Annotated in this window: 18 protein-coding genes and 1 riboswitch; of the genes, 7 read left to right on the plus strand and 11 right to left on the minus strand. The window is 36.9% G+C overall.

Annotated features, from left to right (window positions below; translation table 11 throughout):
• Positions 1 to 48: 48 nt before the first annotated feature.
• The 3 genes from spoIIM to MT489_RS04610 form a co-directional block, all read right to left on the minus strand.
• Positions 49 to 696, minus strand: a complete 648-nt coding sequence (spoIIM, locus tag MT489_RS04600; protein ID WP_244680308.1) for a stage II sporulation protein M — start codon at positions 694 to 696, stop codon at positions 49 to 51.
• An 80-nt stretch (positions 697 to 776) separates the two neighbouring features.
• The gene (locus tag MT489_RS04605; RefSeq protein ID WP_244680309.1) at positions 777 to 1,940 is read right to left on the minus strand and encodes an endonuclease Q family protein; all 1,164 of its coding nucleotides are present in this window, start codon (positions 1,938 to 1,940) and stop codon (positions 777 to 779) included.
• Positions 1,933 to 2,490 carry an NUDIX hydrolase gene (locus tag MT489_RS04610; RefSeq protein ID WP_244680310.1) on the minus strand — a complete coding sequence of 186 codons (558 nt, stop codon included), beginning with the start codon at positions 2,488 to 2,490 and terminating at the stop codon, positions 1,933 to 1,935. The genes MT489_RS04605 and MT489_RS04610 overlap by 8 nt, the downstream gene beginning before the upstream one ends.
• Before the next feature lie 122 nt (positions 2,491 to 2,612).
• Here MT489_RS04610 and MT489_RS04615 point away from each other — a divergent pair, with 122 nt between their 5' ends.
• From MT489_RS04615 to MT489_RS04625, 3 genes are all read left to right on the plus strand, one after another.
• Complete coding sequence (locus tag MT489_RS04615) at positions 2,613 to 3,533, plus strand: aldo/keto reductase (RefSeq protein WP_244680311.1); 921 nt, start codon at positions 2,613 to 2,615, stop codon at positions 3,531 to 3,533.
• Positions 3,534 to 3,780: 247 nt separating this feature from the next.
• Positions 3,781 to 3,865: riboswitch (cyclic di-GMP riboswitch) on the plus strand.
• 27 nt (positions 3,866 to 3,892) lie between these two features.
• Positions 3,893 to 4,030: an anti-repressor SinI family protein gene (locus MT489_RS04620; protein WP_244680312.1), complete on the plus strand. Its 138-nt coding sequence runs from the start codon at positions 3,893 to 3,895 to the stop codon at positions 4,028 to 4,030.
• A 121-nt stretch (positions 4,031 to 4,151) separates the two neighbouring features.
• Positions 4,152 to 4,475, plus strand: coding sequence for a helix-turn-helix domain-containing protein (locus tag MT489_RS04625; RefSeq protein ID WP_244680313.1), 324 nt, complete (start codon positions 4,152 to 4,154; stop codon positions 4,473 to 4,475).
• Positions 4,476 to 4,524: 49 nt separating this feature from the next.
• On the opposite strand, the gene MT489_RS04630 is transcribed toward MT489_RS04625, so the two are convergent.
• Positions 4,525 to 5,160, minus strand: coding sequence for a 3-oxoacid CoA-transferase subunit B (locus MT489_RS04630; protein WP_370876370.1), 636 nt, complete (start codon positions 5,158 to 5,160; stop codon positions 4,525 to 4,527).
• Positions 5,161 to 5,200: 40 nt separating this feature from the next.
• Positions 5,201 to 5,890: a CoA transferase subunit A gene (locus MT489_RS04635; RefSeq protein WP_244680315.1), complete on the minus strand. Its 690-nt coding sequence runs from the start codon at positions 5,888 to 5,890 to the stop codon at positions 5,201 to 5,203.
• Between the two features lie 155 nt (positions 5,891 to 6,045).
• On the opposite strand from MT489_RS04635, the gene MT489_RS04640 reads away from it, so the two are divergent.
• Together MT489_RS04640 and MT489_RS04645 are read left to right on the plus strand one after the other, a co-directional pair.
• Positions 6,046 to 6,696: a 5-bromo-4-chloroindolyl phosphate hydrolysis family protein gene (locus tag MT489_RS04640; protein WP_244680316.1), complete on the plus strand. Its 651-nt coding sequence runs from the start codon at positions 6,046 to 6,048 to the stop codon at positions 6,694 to 6,696.
• Positions 6,696 to 7,877, plus strand: a complete 1,182-nt coding sequence (locus MT489_RS04645) for a toxic anion resistance protein (RefSeq protein ID WP_244680317.1) — start codon at positions 6,696 to 6,698, stop codon at positions 7,875 to 7,877. Before MT489_RS04640 ends, MT489_RS04645 begins: the two co-directional genes overlap by 1 nt.
• Positions 7,878 to 7,948: 71 nt before the next feature.
• Here the strand turns inward: MT489_RS04645 and MT489_RS04650 are convergent, their stop codons facing one another.
• On the minus strand, positions 7,949 to 8,245 hold the full coding sequence (locus MT489_RS04650) for a hypothetical protein (protein ID WP_244680318.1): 297 nt from the start codon (positions 8,243 to 8,245) through the stop codon (positions 7,949 to 7,951).
• A gap of 148 nt (positions 8,246 to 8,393) precedes the next feature.
• On the opposite strand from MT489_RS04650, the gene MT489_RS04655 reads away from it, so the two are divergent.
• Positions 8,394 to 9,299 (plus strand): hydroxymethylglutaryl-CoA lyase, encoded by a 906-nt coding sequence (locus tag MT489_RS04655; protein WP_244680319.1) that lies wholly within the window; start codon positions 8,394 to 8,396, stop codon positions 9,297 to 9,299.
• A gap of 209 nt (positions 9,300 to 9,508) precedes the next feature.
• Here MT489_RS04655 and MT489_RS04660 read toward each other — a convergent pair whose 3' ends face one another.
• Entirely contained in the window at positions 9,509 to 9,841 is a 333-nt protein-coding gene (locus tag MT489_RS04660; RefSeq protein ID WP_244680320.1) for an iron-sulfur cluster biosynthesis family protein, read from the minus strand.
• A gap of 115 nt (positions 9,842 to 9,956) precedes the next feature.
• On the opposite strand from MT489_RS04660, the gene MT489_RS04665 reads away from it, so the two are divergent.
• A complete protein-coding gene (locus MT489_RS04665; RefSeq protein ID WP_213123745.1) occupies positions 9,957 to 10,169 on the plus strand; it encodes a CDGSH iron-sulfur domain-containing protein in 213 nt (70 codons plus the stop codon).
• A 32-nt stretch (positions 10,170 to 10,201) separates the two neighbouring features.
• Here the strand turns inward: MT489_RS04665 and MT489_RS04670 are convergent, their stop codons facing one another.
• The 4 genes from MT489_RS04670 to MT489_RS04685 form a co-directional block, all read right to left on the minus strand.
• Positions 10,202 to 10,534 (minus strand): YolD-like family protein, encoded by a 333-nt coding sequence (locus MT489_RS04670; protein WP_244680321.1) that lies wholly within the window; start codon positions 10,532 to 10,534, stop codon positions 10,202 to 10,204.
• A 40-nt stretch (positions 10,535 to 10,574) separates the two neighbouring features.
• Complete coding sequence (locus MT489_RS04675) at positions 10,575 to 11,837, minus strand: Y-family DNA polymerase (RefSeq protein WP_244680322.1); 1,263 nt, start codon at positions 11,835 to 11,837, stop codon at positions 10,575 to 10,577.
• A gap of 743 nt (positions 11,838 to 12,580) precedes the next feature.
• Entirely contained in the window at positions 12,581 to 13,378 is a 798-nt protein-coding gene (locus tag MT489_RS04680) for an SDR family NAD(P)-dependent oxidoreductase (RefSeq protein WP_244680323.1), read from the minus strand.
• Entirely contained in the window at positions 13,375 to 14,349 is a 975-nt protein-coding gene (locus MT489_RS04685; protein WP_244680324.1) for an MBL fold metallo-hydrolase, read from the minus strand. Before MT489_RS04685 ends, MT489_RS04680 begins: the two co-directional genes overlap by 4 nt.
• Positions 14,350 to 14,640 lie beyond the last annotated feature (291 nt).

A 14,640-nucleotide genomic window follows, 5' to 3' on the forward strand; every position in this document is an offset into this window, starting at 1 on the left:
ATTTAAATCAAATATATAATTCCAAGCTTAATTTATTGAACAGGAAAATCAATTTGTAATTGAAAGTATTATCGATTTCATTAACATTGGTGAAACATATGCTTCTAAGCTTGCGGCAATTGTAATGAAGGCTATAGCACCAATATAAGATAAAAAGTATCGCGTAAAAACAGGGACTAGTTGAAAAGGGAGTGATTGGCGTATAAAAATTTTCTTTATTAATCTCATGGAAAGTGCAATGGAACAAACCGAAATAAAAATAAAGATAGGAATAATAAACAAGTTTTGTGGAAGTAAAGAAACAAACGCTAATAGTAGCCCATGCCACCCCATTTGGTTTACAAGAAACCCTACAGAAAACCCTATAACAATCCCTTTAATAAAAATTAATACAAAAATAAGCGGAAAACCAATAATCGAAATTCCTAAAATCCAAATAAGTCCAGCAAATTTTACATTATGCCAAAAACTTAATTTTAATAATTCTTCTGAAGAAACCATCGTTCCTTCACCAACCTGACCAAAAAACTGGTTTAAGTAATAAAAAAGATCTTCCTTCTGATGGGGTGATAAGCTATTGACAAAAATGGAACCAAAAATAACCCCCATTAAAAAAAGGACCATGATGAATGTGTAGATGGATGAATGTTCTTGAAAATGACGACTGATAATATTAGTGGAAAGTCTGTTGCGCATCCTTTGCTCCTCCTGTCCTACGAATGCTACATTATATGATGGACAAGCAATAAGTATGCCAACAATGACCGTTCAATTCACTAATCTATTTTTTGAATGCTTCCATATTTTCCTCCTCCGCCTGCATTAAACTGAAGGGTCCCCTCTCGTGCTTTTACGATTAATTCGGCAAGTTCCTTTTTCACAACTTTCTTTAGATCCGATTCATTAATTCGATGCAATATATTCATCTCTGTTCCAAAATGATTCAATAAATTTTCCATTGCTTTTGGCCCTAAGCCTGGAATGAAATCCAATGGGACTTGGTGGATATAAGGTGGTCTTTTCGGTTTATCTTTAGCATCTGCTAATTGTGAAATGCGTTCAAACACACCCATAGTAAATTTTTTCGAGCCACAATTTGGGCAAAGCTCTTTTTTCCAAGGTATAAAACAATTTGCACAAGTTGTTCGGTAATATTTTCCTAATAAAGGATTTAACCCGTAATTGGATACAATCCTGTTTTCATCGATATTCTTTAAAGATCGTTCAATTGCCCTAAAAGTCGGTTCCTCTAGTTTTAACATTTGATATTCCCTTGCCATTTTTCCGAGGGAGTGAGCGTCGGAATTTGTTAAAAAACTATATGGGTGAAGTTCTGAAAGCTGATCGGCCATATTCGTATCGGAACTCAAACCTAGTTCGACTGCATCAATCAGTGTTGGATTAAATACTTCCGTTAATGTTAATTCGACACCTTTTCCATAGAGGCTTTTAAAAGGCGTAAAGACATGAGCAGGAATGAATAATCCATTAAGCTCTTTAACTTTTTCTTGAATGACAATTGCATCTTCATAAATTCTCTGAGTGCTAAGCTGGATATTTGTCACTCTTTCCGAGAGCCAATTTGAAAATTCCTTGAGTGATAGTATTGTTGGAAAGTATGCAAGGACATGGATTGGCCCTTTACAATGGTGATCGTTTATTTCTAGTTCTGCCCCTGGAATAAGAACGACGCCATTTTCATACTGGAAGCCCCCGTCTTTCATTTCTACGAGTTTTCCAATATCTAATAAATGTTCTATTTCAAGAATTACTTCTGGTGAATGGCAATCAATGATACCTACAATATCCAATCCCTTGGGAAATTTCGCTGCTTTTAATATATTCGTTAAGGTAAGATTTCTGCTGGCTGTTATTTTTACAGGCTTACCAGTTAGTGTCCTGCCTATATGAATATGCAAATCAATAAAAAATTCATTCATTAGACTTCAGCGCCATCCTTAATTGTAAATATGAGACTGCGTATACTGTTTTTGCATCATAAATCCGCTTTTCTTCAACATAATGTATTGCTTCTTCCAGTGTAATTTCATGAAGTTCTACAAACTCGTCCTCATCGCCAATTTTCGGATTATCGATTTTTGTTAAATCAGTAGCTATGTAAAGATGAATTAATTCATCAGCAAAACCGGGTGAAGTGTAAAACGATATTAGATGTTCCATCTTCCCTGCTGCATAACCCGTTTCTTCTTCAAGTTCACGTTCTGCAGTCACTAGAGGTTCTTCTCCGTATTCAAGTTTCCCTGCAGGAATTTCAAGCAAAGATCGTTCCAAAGGTTTGCGATATTGCTCAACCATAATTACTTTATTTTCATCATTAATAGCTATTATAGCTACAGCCCCTGGATGTTTTACAATTTCTCGTTTTGCCATATTTCCGTCAGGTAGCAATACATCGTCAACAAGTAAACGAACTATCTTTCCGCTAAATATCTCTTTACTATTTATTGTTTTCTCTTCAAACTTCTTCATCCTTATTCGCTCCTTATTTTTGTTTTTCCAATCATATCATAAAGCAGTTAGAACATTAACTTTGTTATACTGGATGACTTTCCAGTAAAATAAAGAAAAGAATACGGAAGGTGATGAGGAAATTGGAAAAAAGACAGCTAGGAAATTCAAATTTACGAATTTCTAAAATTGGATTAGGCTGCATGTCGATTGGAACTGAAATTAATAATGCTCAAAAAATTATTGAAGCGGCGCTTGAGGCTGGAATTAACTACTTCGATACAGCAGACTTATATGATTACGGGGTAAACGAAGATATTGTAGGTAAAACTTTATCCAGTAGAAGAGAAGATGTCATCATCGCAACAAAAGTGGGAAATCGTTGGAATGAAAATAAGAATGGTTGGAGTTGGGATCCATCGAAAGACTACATAAAAGAAGCTGTAAAGAACAGCCTTCGTAGGCTTAAAACAGATTACATCGACTTATATCAACTTCATGGTGGAACGATTGATGATCCCATCGAAGAAACGATTCAAGCTTTTGAAGAATTAAAGGAAGAAGGTTTCATTCGTTATTATGGTATTTCTTCCATTCGCCCAAATGTAATACGAAAATACGTCGAAGATTCTTCTATTGTTAGTAATATGATGCAATATAGTTTATTGGACAGACGTCCTGAAGCAGTAATGCCACTTTTAACAGAGCATAATATTAGTATCGTCACAAGAGGTTCAGTCGCGAAAGGCATACTAAGTGATAAGACACTTGAAGCTATAGAAGCAGATGACTTTAATGCGAAATTTCTTGATTATTCATCTGAAGAAATAAAAGAATTAATCGAAAGCATTAAAGCGAAACTTTTATTTTCACGTTCTTTAAATGAGGTCGCTCTCCAGTTTAACCTTGCCCACGAGACAGTAGCATCTGTTGTGACCGGCGCTAGTTCTGTAGAGCAATTACTCGATAATGTAAGAGCTGTATGCTCACCACCACTTTCTCAGGAAGAGATTGGATATTTAGAAATGATTACAAAAAAGCACAATTATACTGAACATATATAACTTTTTAAAATTTTTGTTCAACATTTTTCTTTTTGTTTCAGCAATGTTATTTACTTTTCTGCGTTAAAGCAAGATAGATTATTTTCCTTTTCCAACTTTTTATAACTTGTAATTTTGTTTTGCGACAAAAAGCTACTTATTAATGACTATTATTCTCGCTGCTCCATTCATTTCGACATCGACAATTTTTTTATAAATGAGACTTTTGTAATATGTATAATGATTCATGAATACAAATGAAATATTATTTAGATAAAGGCAAGTCTGAACGAAAGGCAGATACGCAAAGCCACAGGCCTAAGGTTTTCAACTATGGCAGCTGGGTTACCTAAATACTCTATGTATTTTAGGAGGTCATTATGCAGAAAGCGATAATGGTAAAGCCCGAGCAACTCGATGAAGAATGGGTAAAGTTAATATTAGCTGCATTAAATGCAGGAATTAGTCCAGAAAGCATTAGGGAGTTTCTACATATTCATAGGTTTAAAAAGCACTAGTTGATCCTTGTTTAAGATTATTTCTTACAAAAGTACAAAATTTTTCATTCCAATACGTTCTAAATATGAAACAAACCTTCGTTATATGGTATACTTTACTGTAAGGAAGGTGAAGATCTACATGATTGGCGAACGTTTGCGTGAGTATCGAAAGCAGAAAAAATTGTCTTTATCAGAATTAGCCGAAAAAGCCGGGGTTGCAAAGTCATATTTAAGTTCAATTGAACGAAATATCCAATCGAACCCTTCAATCCACTTTTTAGAAAAAGTATCGGAAGTATTAGGTATTTCTGTTAATGCTTTGCTCCACGACGAACAAGACGGAGCAATCGGGTTGGATTCCGATTGGGAGGAACTTGTTCGTGAAGCAATGACATCGGGTGTATCTAAAGAAGAATTTCGTGAATTTCTAGAGTTTAATAAATGGAAATTGGAAAATAAGTGACGAAAATAAATAACAACCATGGCTTGAGATGTATCAAGCCATGGTTTATTCAATAGGCATTCATTATTATATTTTCTGCAAGGTTTAAATCCGGTTCTGTTGATGAAATAATTTCTTCCACCGAATAGCCAGTGGCCACTTCTTTTAACACGAGACCTGTTTCCGTTACGTCAATAACCGCTCTATCTGTTATTATCCTATCTACCACCTGTTTTCCTGTTAAAGGTAGACTGCAGAAATTCAAGATTTTTGGTTCCCCAATCTTATTTACGTGCTCCATCATGACAATAATTTTTCCAGCACCGTGAACGAGATCCATTGCTCCTCCCATCCCCTTGATCATTTTACCTGGGATCATCCAATTTGCCAGATCTCCATTCTTTGAAACTTCCATTCCGCCTAATATTGCGAGATCAATATGTCCTCCTCGAATCATAGCAAATGATTCTGCACTATCAAAATAGGCTGCACCTTGAATCGCTGTGACTGTTTCTTTGCCAGCATTGATTAAATCGGCGTCTAGTTCTGATTCCTCCGGATAAGGTCCAATACCTAACAACCCATTCTCAGATTGTAGGACAACTTGTTTTTTAGGTGATAAATAGTTGGCTACTAGGGTAGGCATACCGATTCCTAAGTTTACGTAATACCCGTCTTTAATTTCTTTCTCAACCCTCATCGCCATTTTTTTTCGAATATTTGATCGATCCACATTCAATCCCCCCTTATGTTTTTATTGTTTTTCTCTCAATCCTTTTTTCCTGATGCCCCTGAATAATTCTCTGAACGTAAACACTCGGTGTATGGATTGTATTTGAATCTATTTCACCTGTTTTATAAAGAATTTCCACTTCTGCAATCGTCACTTTTCCTGCTGTAGCAATAATAGGGTTAAAGTTCCGTGCCGTTTTACGATACACAAGGTTTCCCATTTCATCCCCCTTCCAAGCTCTCACAATACTAAAGTCGGCAATAAGTGCCTCCTCGAGTACATATGATTTTCCGTTGAATTTCCTTATTTCTTTTCGGTCCGCCACCAATGTACCAACTCCCGCAGGAGTATAAAAAGCAGGAATCCCTGCGCCCCCTGCGCGAATTTTCTCCGCCAAGGAACCTTGCGGAATCAATTCCACCTCAATTTCCCCTGAAAGCACTTGTCTCTCAAACTCTTTATTTTCACCAACATATGAACCAATCATCTTTTTGATTTGTTTGTTTTTAAGCAATAATCCAAGTCCCCAATCATCAACTCCGCAATTATTCGATATAATCGTTAAATCCTTAACATTCTTATTGCGAAGCGCCAATATTAAATTTTCTGGTATTCCACAGAGACCAAAACCGCCCACCATCAGAGTAGAACCATCTTGAATTCCACTTATGGCCTCCTCAAAGGATGTATATACTTTTTTCAATTTTTCATCCTCCTTCATTATCCAACCGTTTTATCACGTGTTGTATCTTTCAAAAGATTGGTTTATTCCTTATAATAGATATGAATGAAACCTTTTTTTAACCATCAACGTAATTAATTTATATAGAAAAGAAGCGATAAGGAGTAGATGCGGGCATGAAACCTGTTTTTACATTTTTTCTCGGCATGTTTGCCGTCTCGGAAACCATATTACTATGGGTCATTTTATTTAGTGGTTCCGTCCTAGGATTTTTACCTTCTACTGTCACCGCATTACTAGTAGGCGGTCTTACATTTTTTGGGATAAAACTATATTCTGATCGTAAATTTTTGAAAAAAAATAAATTGACAAGAAAAGAATATGTGTATATACAAAAAAACTTAGCGGAAGCAAAGAAAAAAATTAGCAGATTACAAAAAGCATTTTTCTCTGTTAGAACGATGGGGGCCTTTAAACAGTTATATGAATTAAGCAGATTATCAAAGAGGATGTACACAATCATCAATAAAGAACCAAGACGTTTTTACCAATCTGAGCGTTTCTTTTTCTACCATCTTGATTCTGTAGTGGAACTCTCCGAAAGATATGCTTTGCTCGCTTCCCAACCTGTTAAAAATGAAAAAATGTATATTTCCCTTAAGGAAGCACAGAGTACGTTGGAAGATTTAAGTGAGTCTATCAAAAAAGATATTTATCGTGTTCTTTCAGCTGATATTGATGATTTGAACTTTGAATTGGATGTTGCAAAACATTCCTTAAAAAAATTGGAGTATAACCCCCTCGAAGATGAAAGGAGAACTAAATAATGAGTTCACAAAATAAAGAAACTGAAACAGTATTAAAAACAGATTTTTCAAGCCTTGATGATCTTCTAGCAAATCCATTTGGTGAACAAGAGATTGTGCCAATAAAACAAGAACCATTACAACAAGATGTTAAACCTGTCAGACTTGTGGACAGCTTGCCTGAAGAGAACAAGAAGCGCGCTCTTGAACTTGCCAAACAAATTGATCCTGCCAATCATCAAGCTGTAATTGCTTATGGGACGCACGCGCAATCTCAATTATTAAATTTTTCAAGTTCAATGTTGGATCATGTTCAAAGTAAAGACATTGGTCCAATTGGTGATATTTTAAACGATTTAATGAGTAAGCTCCGAGATGTTAATCCAGATGAGCTTTCCCCCGAAAAAAAGAACTTTTTCGCAAAAATGTTTGGTAGAATTTCTAACTCAATTCAAGAAGTGATGTCTAAATACCAAAAAACCGGAGCACAAATTGACCGAATTACTGTGAAATTGAATCAATCTAAACAAACTTTAATAGATGATTTAAAGATGCTTGAACAATTATATGAGAAAAATAAGGAATACTTTCATGCTTTGAATATTTATATTGCAGCAGGAGAGTTAAAAATTGAAGAGCTGACCACTAAGACGATTCCTGAGCTTAAGAAAAAAGCTGAAGCTTCGGGCGATCAAATGACGTATCAGGAAGTTAATGACATGGTTCAATTTGCAGATCGACTTGAAAAGAGGCTGTATGACTTAAAATTAAGCAGACAAATTACAATCCAAAGTGCACCGCAAATCAGAATGATTCAAAATACGAACCAGGCACTCGCTGAGAAAATCCAAACTTCCATTATGACAGCCATTCCACTTTGGAAAAACCAAATTGCAATTGCATTAACTCTTATTCGTCAACGCCAGGCTGTTGAGGCACAAAAGCAAGTATCTAAAACAACAAATGATCTATTACTGAAAAATGCTGAAATGTTAAAAACAAATACAATTGAAACAGCTAGAGAAAACGAACGTGGACTAGTTGATATTGAAACATTGAAGAAAACACAATCTAACTTAATTACGACACTTGAAGAAACAATCAAAATTCAACAAGAAGGCCGTGCAAAACGCGCCCAAGCAGAGCAAGAACTTGTCTCAATGGAAAACGAGTTAAAACAAAAATTACTAAAACTTACGTAATGTTCAAGGACTTAATGAAAATGACAATGCCTATAAAAATAGACTTGTTCCATTATTTAAAGGGAACGAGTCTATTTTCTTTTTTCTGATGAAATATAACTAGTTATTTTCTTGTCGGCGTAAGGCATTCTCGTAATGAGAATTGGATCCTTTAAATTTGTGTTGGGAATTTGCTGTGGTACCAAGCCACTTGGCATATATTCAATATTCTTGGCTTCTGGAGGAAGTGGGATAGAAACAGAGTCCATGATGATGATTTTTTGTTTATCCTGTTTACTTCTTGTTTCCTGCGCTATCTCCGTGTTGCTACAAGCAATTAAAGTAATATTTAACATAGAATTGAATGTACATAAAATAAACTTTTTCATACCACCACCCATATAATAGACGAAATAATAATCGCTTAGTTTTTAAAGGTTAGTTTTCATCTTTATGCAATCGAACATAAGCTGCCCTACTTTTCATATTTTAATGTAATAGCATTTTTTTCAAAATCTTCTTTTAGGAGGAGTTAGGTTGGTTTTACCAGAAAAGGTGACAATCATTGAAGTAGGGCCACGAGATGGATTGCAAAATGAAGACAATTTTATCGATACTGAGACTAAGAAAGAATTCATTAAGACATTGGAACTAGCGGGAATTCTGGAAATGGAAATCACCTCTTTTGTATCACCAAAATGGGTTCCGCAAATGAAGGACGCCTTTTCGATTGTGAATTCTCGACCAACAGGAATTCGCGGTATTGCCTTAGTTCCAAATCGAAAAGGAATTGAAAAAGTACTGGAAACCGATTGTAAAAATATTGCAGTTTTCGTAGGCGTGAGTGATAGCTTTAACAAAAAAAATATAAATAAATCAACGCGGGATAGTATGGAGGAATTATTACCGATTATTGCTGAATTAAAAGCTAAAGGTTTTTTTGTTCGCGCTTGCATCTCAACCGCTTTTTATTGTCCATACGAAGGGAAAATTTCGACCAAAGAAACCGTAAAGCTTTGCCGGGAATTCACTGCAGTCGGTGTCGATGAACTAAGTGTTGCGGATACAATTGGAATGGCGACACCTGTAGAATCTTTTATACTTTTTTCCGAACTAAAGAAGGAGCTGCCTTCTATGATGATTGCTGCCCATTTCCATGATACGAGGAAAATGGCGCTCACTAATATTTATGCTGCCCTTCAAGCAGGGATCGACCGTTTCGATACATCTGCTGGAGGGATAGGCGGTTGCCCATTCGCACCAGGGGCAAGCGGCAATGTAGCCACTGAAGATGTTGTATATATGTTTGAACGAATGGGGATTGAAACTGGAATTGACCTTGATAAACTTGTCAATGCGATTGATGTAGTAGCCCCTCACCTATCTAGAGAAATCGAATCGGGGTATTATCGACTCTCTAAAAAAGATATGGGCGATATGTAGTAGGTGGCTAGTGGAATTAACACGTCATCAGAAAACGAGTGTTGATTCCACTTCAAATCGTGATTGTGATCGACTTTCTTTAATTTTGGGCAGGATTAAGATTAAACTATGATATTATATTTCATCGCGAATCCTTCATTAATTCTCGATGTAACTCATTGTATTTCTAATTTCTTCGTGAAGACGCATAAAAGTTAAATTGACCCTTTTCAGTCCGATACGACATTGCAATTCATTCGCCCATTTAATATTTGTCCTGGGCTTGATAAACGAAATGATTGGGTTTCTTGAGAGTAATCAATTTTCAATTCTTCATCAAAAAAAATAGCTTTCGATTTTTCTATATAAACGTTCATCTTACCAGTTCCAATTAACATATCCTCTTTATGCAAATCTTGCTCACGGATTAATTGCAAGGTAGGGACACCACTGACCGCACAACCGCACCCGTCAGTTTCATATTTCAACTTTAAGATTAGTTTTTTTCCGTCCATTTTCCTCTTGATTTGCTGGGCAGCTTCTTCTGAAATTGAAATTTTCATTATCCAATCTCCTTTCTTTTTTTCCATTCTAACACATACCTTAAGTAGTAAGGTTGCATTTCGTCTCCATTCCTTCTACTATTAATAGGAGTAGTTTTTTAAGGGGGATATTAATTTGGAAAAAGTACAAATCAAAGTTATGGACAACGGCTCTTATCGAGTATCGGGTGACGTTGAATTAATTGATGTTGATGGAAATGTATTTGAAACAAAACAAGTTTTTTCTTTATGTCGCTGCGGGCTTTCCAGTCGCAAACCGTTTTGTGACGGCACGCATAAAGGAAATTTTGAGTCGTGTGTTCGTGCAGAAAAAGTATTAAATGATTAACCGAGATGCCCGCAGCTTATTGCGGGTCCTTTTTATTCCATAATAACCATCTGATCAATCTTCTCAGCGGAAATCCTTACCATACGTCCATTCTTATCCACTACACGAAATTCCTTATTTATTGCATCAAAATAATGAATTTTCCCTAATACTTCTTTGTAATGCCGATCGATAAAATGTGTAATCATCACTTCTTTCCCGAATTCCATTGCTACACCCGCTATATCATTTAGCATTTCCAATTTTTGTTCATCGGACTGCTTTAATTGTTCATACGTGTCTTCTTCTGTCCATTTTCGAAGCATTGTGACATGCTCCGGAAGCATAAGTGAATTCCATTTTATACGGCCACGATCTCGAATCATTACGGACACCTTCCTTTTACAAATCTTCAATATCATTAATTTAAGCTTTATGTCCTCCCACAAGAGCCGCCCTCTTCCTTGCCGTTCCCGCATTCGTATAAGAAATCGCTCGTAATAAGGACACTCCTCCATGGCGTCTACGAATTCGATCTACGGTGTAACCAAGCTTTTTTTCACTTACTTTTCTAGGTTCAAATAAATTTAACTGAACATATTTATCATCCACCACATTTGCTAATGCAATAGAAATTTGCCGTACCGTCTTTCCTGTATAATGTGTTTCAAACAATTTCAAGCAAATACGATATAAATCCATCGTTATATTTGTTGGTTCCTCTACTGTGTATGATCGTAAAAATCCACCACCAAACTCTTTATCGCTATATCCAATGCCAAGGCTGATGGTTCTTCCCGCCTTTTTACGCTCTCTTGCCCTTCGCGCCACTTCTTCACACATTTCGAGAATGACACAAATAATCTCCTCTTTATCCTTATAATCACGAAGCAAAATTTGACTCTTTCCAAAACTGATTTGCCCTTCTATAATCGGAGCCCCTAATTCAGACAAATCTACTCCCCATGCATGGTGGTAAAGTTGGTTCCCCATCACTCCAAATTTTTTCTCGAGTAAGTGTAAATCCGAATGGGCAAGCTGCCCCACATTAAAAATTCCCATACTGTTTAACGTTCTCTCTACTCTTCTTCCGATTCCCCACATTTCTCTAAGTGGAGCAACCGGCCATAGTTTTTTCGGAACATCTTCGTAGGTCCATTCCGCTATTCCGCTTTTTTTTGCCTCAAGGTCAAGGCAAAGCTTTGAAAGAAGCATGTTGGGTCCGATGCCAATAGAACACGTTAGCTGGAACTCTCGGAATAGCTCATCCTTGATTTTCTCTGCAACTAAACGAGCATCTCCCCATAGATCACTTGTTCCATCGATTTTGATAAAGCTTTCGTCCACGCTATACACATGAATTGCTTCTTTCGGAACATAACGATGAAAAAGACGGGTAATTTCAGTAGCAACTCGCAAATAAGTACTCATTTTTGCCTCTTCAAGCCGGATTCTTTCATCATCTGGTATTTCAAAAAGCCTAGAGCCCGTTTTAATCCCAAAATCTTTTTTCAAACGTGGAGATGCCGCGAGCACGACACTTCCAGGCTGCTTCAAGTTTCCAACAACTGCAAGATGGCATTCCAGCGGATCGTATCCGAGCATCACGGCCGAACAGCTAGCATAAAAGCTCTTCATATCAATACATAATATTTTGTCATGTGGAAGCTTGCTATAATCAACAACCATACCTATGCCTCCTAATAGAAAAGCGTAAGCGCCTCGTTAGCCCTGACAAGCAAATGTTCTGAGGAAAAAAAGTCGGTTCTTTGACTTTTATTCCTCAGGTTATTTGACCTCGAGGGGCTAGGCGCTGGAGCTGGACAAAGAAAAGCGTAAGCGCCTCGAAAGTGAAGGAAGGCTAAAAACACAACGTCCTGTTGCAGGCTCAGGTAGCGACATCCTGTCGCTTCGCCTGCACTAGTACATCCGTGTACGTCGCAACGCCTTCCTGACCCGCATCCTGCGGGCCTCCGACAAGCAAATGTTTTGAGGAAAAAAAAAGTCGGTTCCTTGACTTTTATTCCTCAGGTTATTTGACCTCGAGGGGCTAGGCGCTGGAGCCGGACAAAGAAAAGCGTAAGCACCTCGAAGGAAGGTTAAAAACACAACGTCCTGTTTGCTGCTTGGTGCTAAATAACTAACCGAACGTTTGTTCTATATATTATATGCAATATATTAGCTGAAAGTACCTATTTTTTCAAATGGTACTTTTTTCTAAATTAGAAAGCCCGTAATGAAAGGCTAGCCTTAGGCGACAAGCAAATATTCTGAAACGTAAAAAGTTGTTCTTTGACTAGCTTCACGGAACGACGGTGATTGGAGATAAACAGTAGAAATTTATGCCTTCTTTACTTTGCACAAAAAAACTCATAATTATATCTCGTTAAAAGAGACATAATTATGAGTTTATAAAGATATAGATAATGTTTTTATTTTTTGAAAAATGCTTTTCTACCTAAAGATTCAATAGTCCTTGGTGCTAATGTATACAAAGTCGCGGTCCAATTCATCCAGCGAGGCATATTAATTTCACGGTGATTTTTAAGCATAACGCGGACAATGTTACTCGCAACTTTTTGAGGATCTAGGATAAATTGACCTAGGCTTTTAAGATATGATCCCCCTGGGTCAGCTTTTTGAAAAAATTCAGTATGAATGGGTCCGGGATTAACTGCAGTTACAAATACACCGTACTCGGATAACTCCATTCGCAAGCTATTCGAAAAACCAAGCACTGCATGTTTCGTAGCAGCATATACACTTGACTTGGGAGTTGCAAGTTTTCCTGCCTGAGAAGCGATATTAATAATATGGCCGGATTTCCTTTTACACATATATGGAATAACTTCTCTTGTACATGCAATTAAACCGATAACGTTGACAGCAAACATTCCTTCCAAATCAGGAAGATTGATATCAATGGCATTAGAAAAAATCCCATAACCGGCATTATTCACTAAAATATCAATCTCTCCAACTGTTTCATAAATATGATTGAAGACTTGAGATATTTGTTCTGGCTTGGATACATCGAGCTCAAAGCCTTTACATTTCACTCCATATTTGTTGCTAATCCGGATAGCTAATTGATTCAACTTTTCGATATTGCGGGCAAGTAAGATTAAGTTAGCCCCGTTTTGAGCACACAAGTAAGCAATCTGCTCTCCAAGCCCTCCAGAAGCTCCGGTTATAACAACTGTTTTCCCTTTAATCCGTTCATTTTTCATAGCGCACCCTCAATAGCTGAAAATAATGCAACCCCGTCATCATCCACCTGCTTTTTAATAAGACCTAAGGATAGTAAATAATCTAACTGAGCTGTTGATTCAGATAAGGTTAATCCAAGTTCCTTTTGATACACAGCAGGAAAAAGTTCTTTCGTAATTGAGAAAGTCGTCAATTGACGGTTTTTCAGTAATTCAAGTACTTGTAATGCCCGTTCATGCTGGCGCTGCAAGCGACGTTTAACAAGTTCATGTACTCTCTGAATATCTACTCCATGACCTGTGTAAGCAATGCTAATATCCAACTCCAAAAGCTTTTCTAGAGATTCGTTATATTGCAACTGTGGTTTTGGACGTTCAGATGACGGATTTAAAGCCGGTTCAAGAAAAGGATTAGACGATATCTTCGCAAGTAAATGATCCCCTGATAACATAACACCATCATTTTCACGAAAAAAAGATAAATGGCTTTGAGCATGTCCAGGCGTTTCAATAATGGACCATTTTTCAAACCCTGGGATTATATCCCCTTCTGAAATTTCTTTCGAAAGCGGGGCTGCACTCGAATATTGAAGAGGAGTTTTCAAGTTATGCAACATTTGTTCCATATCCCCTCTTAAACCAAATTCTTTAAATAACCGTCTATAAAAATCATCATGGGCAGCCATAAAAGCAGGATTCTCTTCAATCCACGGGCGAACATATTTATGCCCGTAAATTGGTACCTCTGGAAGCCATTCTAAAAATCCAACATGATCTGGATGATGGTGGGTGAGAACAATTTGTTCAATATCTTCAGGTGTTAACCCGTGCTGAGCTAGATGAAAAGTAAATGCTTTCCAAGCGGTCTCTGTCTTTACTCCAGCGTCGATTAAAGTAAGAGCATCTCCTTTAACAACATAAACATTTACATCGCCGACCGCAAATGGAGTTGGCAATTCGATTTTTATAATTTTTTCATTAAAGCTAACCATTATAATCCCTCAACTTCAAAATAGATAAGTAATTACAGTGTATCGAGTATTAACAAAAAAGTCATTATATTCAAATTGTACTCAGAGTATTGAGAAAACTTTTTCTTGACAATTATCCATTCGATAATCATAATCATATATAATATTTTAACTAAACAATGATTAAACCGCGATGAACTGGGATTAGTAAAACGGAAATGATGCAAGAGATTGGAGTCCATAGGCTGGAAGGCTCCGACATCCCCTTTTTGTTTGAACCTGCCTAGCGAGCTGTCAGCAAAACTGACCGTA

The sequence above is a fragment of the Lederbergia wuyishanensis genome (genome assembly GCF_022900255.1).
In the GTDB taxonomy this organism is placed as follows: Bacteria; Bacillota; Bacilli; order Bacillales; family Bacillaceae_C; genus Lederbergia; species Lederbergia wuyishanensis.